The organism is Oscillatoria sp. FACHB-1407, assembly GCF_014697545.1.
Classification (GTDB): Bacteria; Cyanobacteriota; Cyanobacteriia; order Elainellales; family Elainellaceae; genus FACHB-1407.
The window spans coordinates 194,073-210,540 of sequence record NZ_JACJSA010000004.1 but is presented as its reverse complement, the minus strand read 5'-3'; the positions used below and the strand labels follow the sequence as shown (position 1 = coordinate 210,540).

General features: G+C 50.2%; 12 protein-coding genes. 6 read left to right on the top strand and 6 right to left on the bottom strand.

The window, feature by feature from the left end:
* Nucleotides 1-8 precede the first annotated feature (8 nt).
* A complete protein-coding gene (locus tag H6G89_RS36235) occupies nucleotides 9-863 on the bottom strand; it encodes a PEP-CTERM sorting domain-containing protein (protein WP_190505156.1) in 855 nt (284 codons plus the stop codon).
* Here H6G89_RS36235 and H6G89_RS09035 point away from each other — a divergent pair.
* Nucleotides 826-1,212, top strand: coding sequence for a hypothetical protein (locus H6G89_RS09035; protein WP_190505154.1), 387 nt, complete (start codon nucleotides 826-828; stop codon nucleotides 1,210-1,212). The two genes, H6G89_RS36235 and H6G89_RS09035, sit on opposite strands and share 38 nt — an antisense overlap.
* Nucleotides 1,213-1,559: 347 nt before the next feature.
* Here the strand turns inward: H6G89_RS09035 and H6G89_RS34920 are convergent, their stop codons facing one another.
* Nucleotides 1,560-4,334, bottom strand: coding sequence for an ATP-binding protein (locus H6G89_RS34920; RefSeq protein ID WP_190505152.1), 2,775 nt, complete (start codon nucleotides 4,332-4,334; stop codon nucleotides 1,560-1,562).
* A gap of 287 nt (nucleotides 4,335-4,621) precedes the next feature.
* On the opposite strand from H6G89_RS34920, the gene rpiA reads away from it, so the two are divergent.
* A complete protein-coding gene (rpiA, locus tag H6G89_RS09025) occupies nucleotides 4,622-5,332 on the top strand; it encodes a ribose-5-phosphate isomerase RpiA (protein WP_190505150.1) in 711 nt (236 codons plus the stop codon).
* Between the two features lie 88 nt (nucleotides 5,333-5,420).
* Here rpiA and H6G89_RS09020 read toward each other — a convergent pair whose 3' ends face one another.
* Nucleotides 5,421-6,461: a DUF2325 domain-containing protein gene (locus H6G89_RS09020; protein WP_190505148.1), complete on the bottom strand. Its 1,041-nt coding sequence runs from the start codon at nucleotides 6,459-6,461 to the stop codon at nucleotides 5,421-5,423.
* Nucleotides 6,462-6,843: 382 nt separating this feature from the next.
* On the opposite strand from H6G89_RS09020, the gene H6G89_RS09015 reads away from it, so the two are divergent.
* Together H6G89_RS09015 and H6G89_RS09010 are read left to right on the top strand one after the other, a co-directional pair.
* Nucleotides 6,844-8,025, top strand: coding sequence for an aldo/keto reductase (locus tag H6G89_RS09015; protein ID WP_190505146.1), 1,182 nt, complete (start codon nucleotides 6,844-6,846; stop codon nucleotides 8,023-8,025).
* A gap of 9 nt (nucleotides 8,026-8,034) precedes the next feature.
* On the top strand, nucleotides 8,035-8,637 hold the full coding sequence (locus H6G89_RS09010; protein WP_190505144.1) for a GDSL-type esterase/lipase family protein: 603 nt from the start codon (nucleotides 8,035-8,037) through the stop codon (nucleotides 8,635-8,637).
* Between the two features lie 473 nt (nucleotides 8,638-9,110).
* On the opposite strand, the gene H6G89_RS09005 is transcribed toward H6G89_RS09010, so the two are convergent.
* Complete coding sequence (locus tag H6G89_RS09005; RefSeq protein WP_190505142.1) at nucleotides 9,111-11,021, bottom strand: acetate--CoA ligase family protein; 1,911 nt, start codon at nucleotides 11,019-11,021, stop codon at nucleotides 9,111-9,113.
* 207 nt (nucleotides 11,022-11,228) lie between these two features.
* Between H6G89_RS09005 and H6G89_RS09000 the strand changes: the two genes are divergently transcribed.
* Together H6G89_RS09000 and H6G89_RS08995 are read left to right on the top strand one after the other, a co-directional pair.
* Nucleotides 11,229-11,447 carry a hypothetical protein gene (locus H6G89_RS09000; RefSeq protein WP_190505140.1) on the top strand — a complete coding sequence of 73 codons (219 nt, stop codon included), beginning with the start codon at nucleotides 11,229-11,231 and terminating at the stop codon, nucleotides 11,445-11,447.
* Nucleotides 11,448-11,622: 175 nt separating this feature from the next.
* Nucleotides 11,623-12,441: a cyanophycinase gene (locus H6G89_RS08995; RefSeq protein ID WP_190505138.1), complete on the top strand. Its 819-nt coding sequence runs from the start codon at nucleotides 11,623-11,625 to the stop codon at nucleotides 12,439-12,441.
* Nucleotides 12,442-12,551: 110 nt separating this feature from the next.
* Here the strand turns inward: H6G89_RS08995 and H6G89_RS08990 are convergent, their stop codons facing one another.
* Complete coding sequence (locus tag H6G89_RS08990) at nucleotides 12,552-13,082, bottom strand: hypothetical protein (RefSeq protein WP_190505137.1); 531 nt, start codon at nucleotides 13,080-13,082, stop codon at nucleotides 12,552-12,554.
* 189 nt (nucleotides 13,083-13,271) lie between these two features.
* Complete coding sequence (locus tag H6G89_RS36230; RefSeq protein ID WP_190505134.1) at nucleotides 13,272-16,406, bottom strand: right-handed parallel beta-helix repeat-containing protein; 3,135 nt, start codon at nucleotides 16,404-16,406, stop codon at nucleotides 13,272-13,274.
* Between the last annotated feature and the right edge of the window lie 62 nt (nucleotides 16,407-16,468).

Here is a 16,468-nt window from a genome sequence, read left to right as displayed (position 1 = left end):
CGTTATCCCTACGACTTAGATGGCTGTCGCTTGAGACGAATCAGAGCCGCCGCACCCAACAGCAAACCAATCACCGAGGTTGGCTCAGGAACAGATTGAGGGCTATCCTCCTCATCATCACCTGCTGTAGCTGGTAACATTCGTGTGGCAAAGACCCACTCCAACTCTACAGGCTCAGCTTCAACGGTGAATTCCGCAGGGAGCGAATCAACGCTTTCGACAGAGGGAGCATCTTCGGGAGCGATCGCCTGCTCTGTCATTATTTCAGTTGCCGCGGTTTCAATAGCAGGAGCTAAAGACAAAGCCGTCAAGCGAACATTGTCAAAGTTGACCTGAATCCCTCCAGAAGACAGGCGAATCGCCAGCGGTTGACCTAACAGTGGGTCACTTTCACTCGCAGTGTAGACCAATTCTGTCGAGATAAACTTGCCAAACTCTGGCACAGGGGAACTCACTGAGGCGATGACAGTTTCACCTGCCAGTAAATCAATTTGATAGCCAGGGAAGCCATAGGGAGGACGCGACCCCACATCAACACCGAGAGTGTACTGCGTGTTGGCAGCTAAGGAATCGGTTAGCCGTTGAAACAGAGAGCCACTGTTAGCATAAGCAACGTTTACCCCATCTGGAACATGAGCCACATATAACCCTGAACCCGGTCTATAGGTGCCAACACTCCAGAGAGAACTGCTGAGAATTTGCCAACCCGTGACGTAATCAACAGAACCATCGCCACCCAACACATCATCTTCAAACGACGGGTTAAGAATGCTGAGGGAAACAGGTTGAGGCTCAGAGAAGCCTGTTGGAATCGAGAATAAAGTCGTGGCGGATTCTGGCGACTCCGATGCCGTCGCTGGCACGTCAACAACGGGTTCAACCCCTTGGGCAAAGGACGGTTTTACACCAACGCTGATCACAGCCAAGGGGGCAACAGCAAGGGCGATCGCTCTTGCCCACATCGTCCACGAGCCTTTCAAAGAAACGGTTTTGATACAGGTAGATTTAGTCACTGAAGTCAGTGCTCCCACAGAAGAATGGTTGATTTGGATGACGATTACAGCCCGGTCAAACGTACCAAACCTTGAGGCGACAATTGTCCCTCAATGTGCTTTCATCGGTATTCTCACTGATGAAGATGAGAATCTTGCAAAGATGCACCGCCCATTCACCCAACAACGGCAGTCCATTGCTGTAAAACATGCAAAGTAACACCGTTACCCCTTATGTTTCAGCGTTTTAACTTGCCAGATATCGTTAGACTTTATAGTCTTTATGCAAATCTGTTGTATTTTTTACAATATTTTTAATCAGAGTTGCTAGTGAGTCTACGGAGTCTTTATGAGAACCACCGAGTTTATTCTGCTTTTTTAAAGGAAATACGAAGATTTTTCTATGCGCTTGCCAAAAACGGAAAAACAATCTAGGGCTGCGTCACAGTTAAAAGTTAAGGTAGTGCGAGCATCTTGCTCGCGCCGTGAGCGAGACGCTCACATCAACAATCCTAAAAATAAGGTGTGACACTGCACTAAGCAGCGCAGAATAAAAAGATCGAATTTCTAGCGTGTCGAAGAAGCAAGGGTTGCAATCGCTTGTACCAAAATTTCAGGCTCAACAGGTTTCGTCAAGTGTACCTGAAACCCAGCCTGTAATGCCCTTTGCCTGTCTTCCTCTCTGGCATACGAGGTTAGGGCGATCGCCCCAATCGTACCCCCCTCTTTGGCAGACCGTTGTCGCACCGTGTTGATTAGCTCATATCCATCCACCGAGGGCATCCCGATATCACTGACTAAAATATCTGCTTCTACCTTGTCCAGTAGATCTAACGCACTCACCGCAGACGATACCACCGTCACAATTGCCCCTGCCTGGGTTAGAACCAGTTTGAGAAATTTGCGTGTTTCCGCATCATCATCAACCACAAGAACATGCAGCCCTTGAAGCTGCGTTTGAGCTTCAGGGGATGGTGTTGCCAGCGAAGTAACAGGAGTTGGAGACACCCAGTGCGGCTCATTCATCGGGAGTGCATAGCCAGATTCAAAAGGTCGATAGGAAGCCATGTCTTCTGGGAGGCCATCGCGCTCCGATTGCGGTCTATCCATCAGCGGTAATCTGACCGTAAACGTGGCTCCCTGTCCCTCACCGGGGCTATCAACCGAGATCGTGCCCTGATGCAACTCAACCAGATGGTGTACGATCGCCAACCCTAAGCCCAAACCGCCATGGGTGCGGGTCGTGGAGCTGTCTGCCTGCCGAAAGCGATCGAATACGTGAGGCAAAAAATCAGGATGAATGCCTTTGCCCGTATCGGTAATGGTGATTTGAGCGAAAGCGTGGGAGTCGAGGGTTGGAGGCTGAAGGTGAGCTGTGGGTTGAAACTGATTTGCTTCTTCCCTATTCTCTCCCTCACATCTCCCATCTCCTAAGCCTGACGCCCCATGTCCTACCTCTTCCAAGCTCACCTCAACCCGTCCGCCGTTATCGGTAAACTTAATGGCATTCGATAACAAGTTCCAGAAGATCTGCTGTAAGCGTTTTGGATCGCCTGACACTACAAGCGAACGAGTATTGGCAGGGTCAGCCTGGGAGTCACGAACCAGACTGAAATGAATGGCGATCGCTTTTGCATCAGCGACTAGCCGCACCGAATTAATAGCCGCTTCGACTACAGCCCCCACATCCACCAGACACAGGTTGAGCGTGAGTTGCCCTTGAATAATGCGTGAGACATCGAGAATGTCATCAATGAGTTGTGCCTGCACTTCTGCGTTGCGCTCAATGGTTTCCAATGCCTCAAGCGTTGTTTCAGGGCTAAACTGGCGCGATCGCAACAGGCGTGTCCAGCCCAAAACAGCATTTAGCGGCGTCCGCAACTCATGAGACAGCACCGCCAAAAATTCATCTTTCATCCGATTTGCCGCTTCAGCCTCAGCACGAGCCGCTTGTTCCTGAATGAGTTTGACCCGTTCAGCCTCTGCTTTCCGCCGCTCTGCTTCATTGCGCACCCGTTCACTCACATCCTGCACCAGGGCGACAAAGTAATCGACAGAGCCATCAGGGCGACGACTACATCGAGTGGACATACTGGCATGAATGACAGTGCCATCCTTGCGGATGAAGCGTTTGTCGAGCGCATACCCCTCTATCTCACCAGCGATGACCTGATTAAAACAATCAAGGTCTGCCTGTAAATCATCAGGGTGAGTCAACTCGACCCAGGTCATCTGACATAACTCCACCTCAGAATAGCCAAGCAGGCGACATAGCTCAGCATTGACCTCGATCCAGCCTTTTTCAGGGGAGATAACCGCAATGCCCACCAGAGACAATTCAAAATAGCTGCGAAAAACGGCTTCACTGCGGCGCAATGCCTCCTGCACCTGAGCCAACTCACGCCGAGACGCTTCGCTATCTTGCAACGCCTGCACCGTACCGAGCCGCTCAGCGTCAATTCGTTCCAACGATGTAATACTCCACCAGACCAGAAGTGCGAGGGTCACCACACTGAGCATAACCAACAGAGAAATGCCTAATTTAGCCGTGTAAAAGCCCATCTGCTGTCCCTGAACGACCAACCAACCGACGGCTAAGGGAATCGCCATCGCCGAGAAAAATAACCGTCGTCCCAGAAAACCCGCCAGTGTAGAACTCGTCAGAATACGGACTAACCCATGATTGGGATAGAGGTACAAAATGCCAACACACAGCAGCAAAAAAGTCAGTGCCGTATGCACTGCCATTTGCGTGTAATAACTAATGCCGTAGAGAGCCTCGATTTTGTAGGCATACCCAACTAGGGCTTGAAAGGCAATAATGCCAACCGTAAAAACGATCGCTTGAATCGGTTGAACAAAATTTTGCAGGCGTTGACTAGAAAACAGCAATGCCAACCCTATGAGGATAAAACTAACGGCAGTCAGGGGTGCCATGCGCCCTGGATGAGACGTGCCAACGGCAGTAGCAGGCTCAACCACTAAAAGTTGATCGATGCCCAAATTAATGTGAAACAGGTATTGACTCACCGTCAGCAGACCAATCATGAGCGTCGCTCCGGCGCATCCCTGAGCGATCGCCCGCAATTGGGTAGATGTGGGTTGCCGTATCTGATGCTGGACTACCCCCAAAGCGACCCCTGCACTGAGAAAAGCGATCGCTGTATTGGCTTTCATGGTGACCCAAGTGGGCAACACACTTTTTAGCGTATCGATATTCCAAAACCAACCGATTAAGACCAGACCGCTAATGACGATAACCCCCCCACTGATCAGTCTGGGGGTCAGGCTGATCCAATGCGTTTTGAAGGGGTCAGAGGGGGGGCGATGCGATCGCAACATGAGGTAGGCTGCTCGATAACCTGAGACAGAGCGAAAAAGCTACAAACCTAGAGTTTACCCAGTCAATCCTTATGCATCTATCAGAATTCTGCATAACAGCTTTAGCAATATTAATCTTTGTCAAGCCGTTTCGACATTTGGGATGAAACCTAATTTTTAAAGCTAGAGCCGTAGCCACTATTGTTAGGACAATTCAAAGGAATTTGTATAGCCTTCACAGACTATGCATTGGGTCAACTTTACGTCATGCTAGATCGCGATTGTAAATCTATGGTAGAGGTATCACAATGACGGCAGGAGTTGATCCAGTCAAATTAATGAAGCAGCAGGTCGGCAAAGCTGCGGCGGAGCGGGTGCAATCGGGTTCCATCGTCGGGTTAGGCACCGGATCAACGACTGCATTTGCCATTCAATATTTGGGTGAGCGGCTCCAGTCAGGCGAAATTCAAGACATCAAAGGGATTCCTACGTCATTTCAGGCGATCGTGTTAGCACGGCAATACGGCATTCCTCTGGTGGGTCTGGATGAAGTAGATCACATCGATATTGCCATTGATGGAGCCGATGAAGTTGACCCAAACAAGAACCTGATCAAAGGCGGCGGTGCGGCACACACTCAGGAAAAAATTGTAGATTCCCTGGCAGATCAGTTCATTGTGGTAGTAGATAGCTCAAAACTGGTAGACAAACTCGGTTCGACCTTTTTGTTGCCAGTGGAGGTGTTGCCCATGGCTGTAGCCCCTGTAATGCGGGCGATCGCCAAACTTGGTGGCAAACCCGAACTGCGGATGGGCGTGAAGAAGGCGGGTCCCGTGGTTACCGATCAGGGAAACCTGGTAGTCGATGTCAAGTTTGACCAGATCGACAACCCAGGCGAATTGGAAAAGACCCTCAACAACATCCCTGGTGTGTTAGAAAATGGGCTGTTTGTCGGTGTTGCTGATGTGATTTTAGTCGGTGAAGTAAAAGACGGACAGGCAAGCGTCAGAGAGTTTTAGGGTTGCAGAAAGAGTTTTGTGGGGCGCGATTAATCGCGTCCCCACAAAACGGCTTATCATATCTCCACAAAACGCAAAACCTGTATTGCTAAGCAGGTTTTGAATAACTTCCCAAATGGCGAGCTAACAGCTTCGTTTTCAACCCATACTCGATCGCCTCTAACACTCGAATCACACCCGTCGTGTTGATCATCTCTGGGCTTTTGCCACAGCGTTGAGCGGCTTGCATGGCTTTGTCAGTCAATTTGTGGCTGGTATACCCCGTGACAATCAAAATCAGGTCAGCACTGGAAATATGGCTTTCGGCTTGTTCGGCAATTTGGGGTCCCGATTGAGCCGTACACCAGACCAGCGTCACATTCGAGTCACGCAACCGATTGCGAATCGCCGTTTCGAGGCGATCGTGCCCACCAAAAATCACCACTTTACCCTCTAAGTTGGTGTAGGGATTGGGGCGTTTTTCGGAGGTGCGGTGGCGTACTTTAGGTTGAACTTCGTGGCTGCGTTCAACCCGCGCCCGGTTTTCCAGAGCCTTGTTGTAGATGAAGATCAGGGTTTGCTCGTGGGTACCGCGCAGACGAGCCACAGGCCCCTCTTCGCTATTAGCGTTGATCTGGTTGATTAATGCCTCAACTACTTCTTCTAGAGAACCGATCGCCTTGAGGTCGTTCATATAGCCCCGAATGGCGATCGCCGCATCCGTCGCACTAAAAAAGTCGCTTTGCTCCGCAATCATATCGAGCAGATCTTGTTTTAACCCCCGTCGCCAGCGATTTGCTTGCTCCAGCAACCGTTCGTCTAATAATCGTTCTTCATTCAAAATCAATTGGCGATCGATTTGTTGAGCCGCCAACAAGGGCGCATCTGCCAGGCGTTGTCGCAGATCGGCTGCTTTTTCTTCTAACTTACGACGAGTAATACTTTCTACAAAATCTTCAGTGGTGAGTGCGCCTAACATTTGTTCAACTTCATGTAGCAGCGGCTCCAACCGTTGTTTAATCTCCGTTATCTTTTGTTGAATCTGTTCATCTCGTTGCTGTTGTAACCGTTTTTCTTCTAATTCGACTTTTGCTAAGGACAACAAATCCTTAACCGAAGTCTCTATATCATCTAAATCAGTAAAGTCCATACGCAATCTCAGGTCATAAGAGTGAATCAAAAGACGGGTAATTTCCCTGAATGGTTTATCCAGCGATGAGAGAAAATGCCAATCTGAAGAGGACTGTAATGGGATTGGCTTTACTGTTAGAGCGTAGTAATCGCTCAGCCCAGTCTATTCTCTCGAATTCACCCGTTAACGCTGTAACTAAAATGCCAAAGCCAGCACATCCGTATTTCTCCCGGCATCAGATAATGGTTGCGTATGCATCATTCTGCGGCTACTAAGGAAGAAGCTACGTGACGAGACTTGCTGTCTAAGGGAAAAGTTAACTAACCTTATTATTGCGAGTTTTGTCCACTCTGGGGCATTCGTGAAAGAACTGATTTCTATCGCCGCTTTGTAATGTTTTATGCAGTATCGACGATTTGGACGAACAGGACTGTCAATGCCCGTTCTCTCTTGTGGAGGGATGCGATATCAACATAGTTGGAAGGATGTACCGGGGTGGCAAATTCCTCAAAGTAGCCAAAACAACCTGGAAGCAACGATTCGTCGAGCCGTTGAGCTTGGCATTAACCACATCGAAACAGCGCGTGGTTATGGCACCTCTGAGGTGCAATTGGGGCAGATTTTGCCCAAAATGCCTCGTGAGCAGTTGATTGTGCAAACTAAGGTGTCTCCAGTTGCCGATGCAAAGGAATTTCAACGTACGCTTGACCAGTCATTAAGGAACCTCCGCCTGGACTACGTTGATCTGCTGGGGCTACATGGCATCAATACCCCTGAGTTGCTGGAATATAGCCTGCGTCCGGGGGGATGTCTGGAGGTTGCCCAACGATTTCAGGCACAGGGCAAAGTCCGATTCATCGGCTTCTCGACGCACGCCCCCACAGATGTGATTTTGCAGGCGATCGCCACTAATCAATTCGATTACGTCAACTTGCACTGGTATTACATCAACCAGATCAACTGGCAGGCGATCGCTGCGGCTCAGGCTCACGATATGGGGGTATTTATTATTAGCCCATCCGACAAAGGCGGAATGCTCTATAAGCCACCCCAGAAGTTGGTGAATTTGTGTTCTCCCCTGAGTCCAATTGTGTTCAACGACTTGTTTTGCTTGAGCCATTCCCAGGTGCATACCCTGAGCATTGGGGCAGCCCGTCCCAGTGATTTTGACGAGCACCTGAAAGTATTGGACTACCTCGACCGCGCCGATGAAATCTTGCCGCCCATTTTGCAGCGACTGGAACAAGAGGCGATCCATTGTCTGGGTGAGGAATGGTTTAAGACCTGGCAGGTGGGTTTGCCCAAACTGGAAGACACCCCTGGCAAGGTAAATATTCGGGCGATTCTGTGGTTACGAAACCTGGCGATCGCCTATGACATGATTGACTACGCTAAAACTCGTTACAACATGCTAGGCAATGCGAGCCACTGGTTTCCAGGAAACAAAGCCGATCGGATTACTCAACTCGATCTGCGATCGTGCCTCACCCGCAGCCCTCATGCCGACAAAATTCCAGGGTTATTAGCTGATGCTCATCACCTGTTGAGCGGTCAAGAAGTCAAGCGGATCTCACAGCAATAGGCAACCCTCATGGAACTTCGGATTTGTTTTGTCGGTGACTCGTTTGTAAATGGCACAGGAGATCCTACTTACCTGGGCTGGACAGGACGTATCTGCCTATCAGCCCGCCAACGTGGACATGACATCACCTACTACAATCTGGGGGTACGGCGAGAAACCACAACCGACATTCATCGACGGTGGCAATCCGAAGTCGCCTGTCGCCTGCCCGACCCCAACCAGGGCAGAGTCATTTTCTCCTTTGGGGTAAACGACACCACCCTGGAGGAGGGCAAACCTCGTGTTGAATCAGACGTGTCAGCCCGCAACGCCCATACAATCCTTGACCAAGCACGGCAGATGTTTCCGGTGTTGATGGTCAGCCCAGTGCCGATCGCCGATCGAGAGCAAAACTGGCGATCGGCTTACCTCACCGAAAAGTTGGCAGAGGTCTGCGCTCAACTGGGGGTGCCGTTTTTAGATGTGTTTAGCCCGTTGTATAGCTCTCAAGTTTGGCTGCGGGAGGTGGCGCAAAATGACGGTGCCCATCCCTTAGCCGATGGTTACTCTGAATTAGCCTTGCTGGTCGAGAATTGGTCAGCGTGGCGAGACTGGTTAGGGGAGGGGAAGTAGAAGAGGGAAGAAGGAAGAGAGAAAAAAGAAGAAAGAAGAGGGAAAGGATAAAGGATGAAGGATGAAGGATGAAGGATGAAGGATAAAGGATGAAGGATAAAGGATGAAGGATGAAGGATAAAGGATGAAGGATGAAGGATAAAGGATAAAGGATAAAGGATGAAGGATAAAGGATGAAGGATAAAGGTCAGTTCAAAGTCTACTTTAGTCGTGGGTGGGAGCAGAACAAAGGGTACGTCAATTAGAGTATGTCTGTTACCGTTCCCATCCGCCCGCACGTCAGTGGCGGGCTACCTTTCAAAGTCCACTAAAGCGGACTGAAAACTACTGCCAGTCTGCTTTAGCAGACTTCACCCCATGAGCCCGCACTTTAGTCGCGGGTGGGGTAGAGCGAAGATAGGATAGGTTTTACACAAAATTCTGGACATACCCCGATCGCAACCCCCCACTCCCTATTCCCCATTCCCCATTCCCTACAAAATCGTGGCAAGCTCTTTGAGATATACCCGTTGAAAGGGTTCTGAGCCACCTAAGCGGTATTGCTCCATTAAGCCCTGACGACGGATGGAAACCGTGTCACCCTCTTTGACGACAATCGTAGAGTGATCAAAGACATCGCGAGTGAGCGTCAACTCCATTTCAGTGGGATTGTTGAGCACCACAATGTCACTGCCGTAATAGAACATGCCTTCCCGTTCCAGGATGCTTTCGGCGTATTCCACAATTAGCAGATCGAGCTTTGGATTGCGGACTAGGTTTTGCACATTTGTGTTGTAGTCCGGATGCAACACTTTTTCCGCCCGGTTAACGAAGACGCCATCTCGACAGACTGCTCCAATCGTCCAGGTGGGATGTTGAAACAGAATGTGGTCGATGGTTTCTTGAAGTTCTGAGATAGAAACGCGGTTAAACGTGATGATAGGAATGCGAGCCGCTGCGCCCGATTCAAAGAACGTACCAAGAATCGCAGAAGTGACGTCAATGCTATCGCCTACCGAGGGTTTCAAATGCATGTAAACTCCCGGAGCAGCGTTGATTTCGAGAATACCAAAGTTGCCGTCTCGCCAGGAACGCGACAGATCACGAGCGATGACGTCGATTCCCAGACAGGTCAGGCGGAAGTGCTGGGCAATATCCTGTGCCAGGATAATGTTGTCGGGGTGGACGGTCGCCGTTGCGTCGATGCTCAATCCACCTGCCGATAGGTTTGCCACCCTGCGGAGATAAATGGTGCGATCGCGCTCTATCACACTATCCAACGACAACCCCTGTTCATCGAGGTAGTTCTCCATGGCGTCATCAATTTTGATTTTGCCCAACGGAGAGGTAGGGGTATCAGTGCGGGCAATTTGACGGTTTTCTTGGTTAATCAACTCTTCAATTGTTGATTCCCCATCCCCCACGATGAAGGCAGGACGACGTTCTGTAGCGGCAACAAAACGACCGTTGACACACAGCAAGCGATAATCGGAGCCTCTCACACTTTGCTCAACAATGACACGAATGGGGTCACTCTCGGCGATCGCCTCCACAGCGTGATCAAACGCGATTTCAATCCCATCGACATCCTGAATGTCGGTGGTCACCCCATGTCCCTTGTGCCCCACGACGGGCTTCACCGCAACGGGATAGCCAACTCGCCGTGCTGCTGAGATTGCCTCATCGGCTGAGATGACAATTTCCCCACGCGGAACCGGAAACCCCAGCGTACTGAGAAAGGCTTTGCAATCATCTTTACGGGTGGTGAAGTCAGAGTCGAGGTGACTATCTCCATCAAAGGTCGTCGCAACCCCCCGGACTTGTTTTTTGCCGTAGCCGTATTGCATTAGCCCTTCATCCCACAGGTAGAAGGTCGGAATGCCTTTTTCGTAAGCCGTTCGCAGTAAGGCATAAACCGTTGGTCCACCATAGACCGACTGTCGAAACATGCCTTGCATGACCTCGATCTGGTCACTCAGATTAAAAGGTTGATCTTTTGTGATCGCCTCAAACCAGTCCCAGACCCCATACACAACGGCGCGACTGGTGCGCCCATGCAACGCCTGCACAGCAATTCTGTGCCGGCCTTCAAGAGGTTTCATGCTCCAGCGATGAAAGTGCAAGTCCATCTCCAACTTGCTCAGTTCCAGGGCAGTTTGAGCGAATAGATGAGCGTAAGAGTCAAAGGTCTGGTCACGCAACTGGGGATAGCGATCGCCAATCACCGCCACATATTCCTCCAGTGGCAATGGCTCCCGATGCCCCGTTAAGGCGAAGTCAAATACAAATGCGGCTGCATCAAGATAGGGATTTGGACCGATGTAGGTGCCGCAATTAAATACATCAAATGCATCTGTTCTGCGGGCATTAACGCTATACGTGTTGGAGCTTTGTTCTAGCACCATAACCCGATTACTCTAACTGTTCGGGTTGAGTTTAGCGCGATCGCCCACTCATTTCCTCTATCTAGGGGCGATGCTGAGATGTCTTCAACCTGCCCATACGAGCGAATTTTTGGTAGCTAGTATTACACCCTTTGAAAGTTTAAATGCAGCCTCAATATTTTCTATAACAAACCTAATAAGAAACAAAACATATTAGGAGACAGCCCTATGAATATGAATCAAGCTGCTCTAAAAGAATCTGTTCAACAGCTAGCTGAAGAAGCATTTCATCAACGATTAATATCCGGTTATGGCGATGGTGAATACGATGGAGAATACCAGATTGTTTACAAAGGAAAACCCCGACATTTGAGTTTGGAATATGCTCAGAATCTCTTGAGAACGTTAATTTTGCTAAATCGCTTAAGAGAAGAAGCCGTTTTGTAGTAATCAACAGGCAGGGGGAGTCAGAGCAAAGAAGGTTCACTCCCCATTCCCTATTCCCCACTCCCTACGCTTCCACTGCTTCTTCTCTCATATTCCTACCAAATCTGTCTAACGGACGTTTAAGCCTTATGGGTTGCTGTGTTTGAGTGGAATAACATTAAATACAGAACTTGATATGGTAGCTTTAGACGAGTCTCACGGTCAGTTAGTGATTATTGGCGGTGCAGAAGACCGAGAAGGGGAATGCAAAGTTTTACGTGAGTTTGTACGCCGAGCGGGAGGCTTGCAAGCGCAGATTGTTGTCATGACCGTAGCGACAGGTTTACCCGGACAGGTAGGCTCTGATTACATTCGTGTGTTTGAACGCTTGGGCGTCGAAAATGTGAAAGTAGTTGACACTGAACGGCGCGATGATGCGAGCAATCCAGAGGCGATCGCTAAGATCGAGCAGGCAACAGGCGTATTCTTTACAGGAGGCAACCAAGCCCGCATTACCGACTGCCTCAAAGACACAGAACTGGATGCCAAATTACACGAACGGTTTCAGCAGGGCATTGTTATTGCTGGAACCAGTGCAGGGGCAGCCATGATGCCCGATGTGATGATTGTTGAAGGCGAGTCAGAAACCAATCCCCGCATGGAAGTGGTGAAGATGGGTCCAGGGATGGGATTTTTGCCGGGGGTTGTGATTGACCAACACTTTGCCCAACGGGGGCGATTGGGACGATTAATTTCCGCGCTGGCACAGCAACCCGCCATTTTGGGATTTGGTATCGACGAAGATACAGCGATCGCCATCAATGGAGCGGAGTTAGAGGTGATTGGTAGTGGGGCGGTAACCGTCATTGACGTGGCAAACATTACCCACACAAACGTTGAGGATTTGCTGCGGGATGAGAACCTGGCAATTTGTGGTGCCAAGTTGCACATTTTGCCCAATGGTTACAAGTTTGACTTAGCCAGACGTGCTCCTCTGGTGCAGGTAGCCGTGTAGCTTTACCTGTGGCGATCGCTGCAACCACTGCTGCAAAAATCATTACGTGACTGAAATGGATCAAGCTGTCGCACCCTCGCCAGGGCAACAGCTTCTTTTCCATGAAGTTCTTACCCTTCTTGAATCAGACCCATCTCCATAAGAATTCCTACAATCGTTAAACCCCAGAGAATAACTCCTACAATCGTCCAGACAAAAAAACCTCCAGAAAAGAGGGGTCTTTGTGGACGATCAGGTTTTACTTTTGACCAATAGGTATTAAGGAACTGCTGAAGGTATAGCGTTGGAATCAGAATGAGCGGCAACCCCAAAATAAACCAAAATCCAGGGGTTCGATTGCTCAGAATTCCTCCTAACACACAAGCAAACAAAAGGATGGCTGGATCAACTCCAACGGTCATTCCCTGCCCAGTGGCTAACTGAAAAATACGTCTAGCCAACCCATAAATTGCAAACCCACTAAAGAGGGCAAAAAACCCTGAACTAAACTTTCCGAACCCGAAGGCTCGCCAATTCATGTAATGCCAATGTAACCCATAGATCCCAAGGGTAATCAGCCAGAGAAAGCTAAATCGCCCTAGAGATTGGGTCATTGAAAAGCGAGCAAACTGCTCAGAATCATTGGGAATATCTGCGGTCATAGCTTCCTCACTTGGACTGTTGGCTGAGTTAGTTTGCGATCGCCCATCTCACAAATTCATCAACCAAACCAAAATATGCGGTGAATTATAACAACTCCCAAAATTCCCACAGCAATATTTCACTTAAATTTTCTAATTAAGAAAAACTCGATGTTATTAAGATGTTATTAAATTGATAGTTCTTACTGGCTAAAATCCGCAAGTTCCTTGAGCAACCGAGTTTACAACCGTTCCACTCGTCGTCAATGTGCCGACGTTGTTTGCGCCAATCTCCGCGTCAAATGTTTGAGGATCACCTAAGTTTTGCTGCAAGTTAAAGCCTTCAGTCGTGTTGCTGCTGGTGTTGTCGCGCAGTTGCACACATAAATTAGGAGAAGCATTATTAACAATGTTGACGCCTGCTGGTGCAGTGCCGCTCAAGTTATTGCGATCGAACTGGTTGAGCCGGACTCCCGCCGCAATTTGAGTTGTCCCATTGGCTGCCAGTGTCACACCGGCATCCCCGCTACCTGTAACAACGTTGGATTCTACCAGAGGACGAAAAGTTGTCCCATTCGAGGTGACGTTGAGTGCAATTCCCTGTTGAGCAGCGTTGGTGATGGAGTTGTTGGTGATGGTAGCCGTCCCTCCTGCGTCACCCGACAGGTCTACATTGATGCCGCTTGCACCGGGGATCGAGATCTGGTTGCCGGATGCGGTCAGATTAACTTGCCCCGTTGTGTTGTTCAGTAGAATGCCGTTTTGCCCAGTGCTGGTGAGGGTATTACTGTTCACGGTTGCCGTTCCAGTGACATTGTTGAGCGCAATTCCATCAACGATCGCTGCCTCAATCGTATTTTCATTCACGCTGGTGTTCGTGGCATTGGTGATAGTAATGCCGCTTTGCCCTGTGGTGGTAATGGTGTTACCGTTCACGGTTGCAGATCCGGTGATATTGCTCAGCGCAACCCCATTGTTAGTAGAGTTGGCGATCGCATTGTTATTCAACGTCACCGTTCCGATGGTGTCGCCTGTAATGCCATCGCTGCCTGCTCCAGTGATTTGCAGATTAGAAACACTGACCCGACCGGGACTGGTTTGAATCAACACTCCAGCATTTGCCGGATTGGTAATCGTACCGGGTGATGCAGCGATCGCCGCTGATCCAGTGACATTGGTCAGGGCAATGCCGTTCGCTGCGGGAGTTGTAATTGCGATCGCACTGTCCTGGATTGTTGCGGTGCCGCTGACTCCGTTGAGGGTGATCCCATCGCTGGCGGAGTTGGTGCTGTTCAGGCGACTATCCCTCACTTGCAGATTGGCGATCGTGTTGCCCACTAATGCCGGAACGGTGTTGGCAGTCACAGTGCTATCGGTGACGGTAATAGTGCCTGTGGTGTTTTCTAAAAAGATGCCTGCATCTGTAGAGGTCGTAATTGTGTTGTTGTCCAGAGTGGCATTGGCAATCGTACTGGCGCGAATGCCCGCCCCTCCAAGGCTGCTAATGTTGAAGCCAGAAATGGCGATCGCGCCAGTGCTGTTTTCTAAAACGATGCCTGCGGCTCCAGCATTGGTAATCTGCCCCGGTTCAGCGGCGATCGTCACCGGGGCAGTCGCATTGCGAATCGCAATCCCTGCATCGCTAGGGGTCGTAATGCGAATTGCACTATCCGTCATGTTGACGGCTCCTGTCACGTCAGTGAGCGTGATGCCATTAGTGGTGGAGTTGGTGCTGGTCAGGGTGCTGTTGGTGACGTTGACCTGATTGATATTCGTTCCCAACAACACTGGAACGGTGTTGCCTACAATGCGGTTGCGATCGAGGGTAATCGTGCCCCCCGTGTCTTCCAGTTGTACGGCGGCAATTTCGGCACTAGTGATGCGATTGTCTCGAATGACCGCATTGCTCACCGTATCGGCGATTACACCTGCTCCGGTGCGTCCTGTAATGTCAAACCCTGACAGGGTGGTATTGCTGCCCATCACCACACTATCAGTAATACGTGGACGCACTCCCGCGCCTGAAAGGGGCAACCGCACGACGCCATACTCACGGGTATTAAGCCGCTGCACTGGAGCGTTAGACAACACTTGCACTTCATCGGGAATCACAAAACCAGGATTACCGGGATTGCTGCCCGGTCGCACGTAAACGATCGCATTACCATCGGATTGAGTGGCATCTAATGCAGGCTGAATCGTGCCAAAGGGATTCTCAAAGGTGCCATTGCCTCCCGCTCTACCTAAGTTGACATGCTGAAAGACGTAGGGTTCTCCTGTAGTTGGATTGGTTGCCACCGTATCGCTGATGGTTTCCTGCGTATCCACAACGATCACGGGGTTGCGTTCCACCGTTTCCCCTAAACGCGCCACAACGGTATTTTCAGGGGCAATCACCCGGCGAGGACGACGACCAGGAAATGTTAACCCAACGCGAAACAGAATATTCGTGCCAAATAACTCATCTCCTTGCACGCCTAAGCCCACGTTCAAACTGTCCGTTGGGCGAGCCTCTAAGCGCAACCGCCAACCCACGCCGCTGGGGCTACCGGGTGCGTCGTACCAATACAGACCGCCATAGCCCCGTAAATCACCGTCATTGCCGAGTTCTGCCAATTTCGCCCCGGCTTCCACATCCACACCGCCCACTGCCGCTTCAAATAGGCTACGTTCCTGCAAGATCAGCGATCGCTCCTGAAAGAACGTATTCAAAAGCTGGCGAGTACCGACCTCCTGTTGGCGATCGCCAATAGGCAGGTAACCATTCACCCGAAAATCCCACAGATCCCCCAGGCTCTCAAACCCAACTCCCAGTTGGTTAAACGTATTCTCATCAGTGTCGCGGTTATCGTAGGCAATATAACCGCCAAAAGTGCGTCGTGCGCTGGGACTGTAGGCGCGGTAGCCTAACAACAGATTGCCCCCAACATTGGCATCGTTGTCGAGCAAAAACCGTCCTTCTAAGAAGGCAATATCACGACCGCTGGTTTGAAACAACGGCAAAAACCCCTCAAACCGAGTTGTGCCGTCATACCCCCCTCCCGAACTGTTGTGCCCGATGCCGATACGAGGAGAAATCCGCAAATCTGCTGCGGTGCCTGTGGTTTCTGTCTCTGGCTTTTGCACCGGAATCTGGGCGACCAGTTCAGGTTGAGAAACTTGCATCGCGGGTTGCCGCAGAATGGCTGTGTTCTCAGGGGTGACCGTGATGCGTGCCTGTGGCGTGGCGATCGCCGTATCAGGAGACTCTGTTGAACCTGGGGAGTTGACCTGTGCGATCGCAGCATCACTCATCGTGGGAGTAAGCACTAATCCTGCCGAGACATACCGTGCCACTTTTTTCACAACCCATTCCTCACAAAACGGCTCTCGTATTGAGGCAGTGTCCCCGATTCGGATTACGCTAG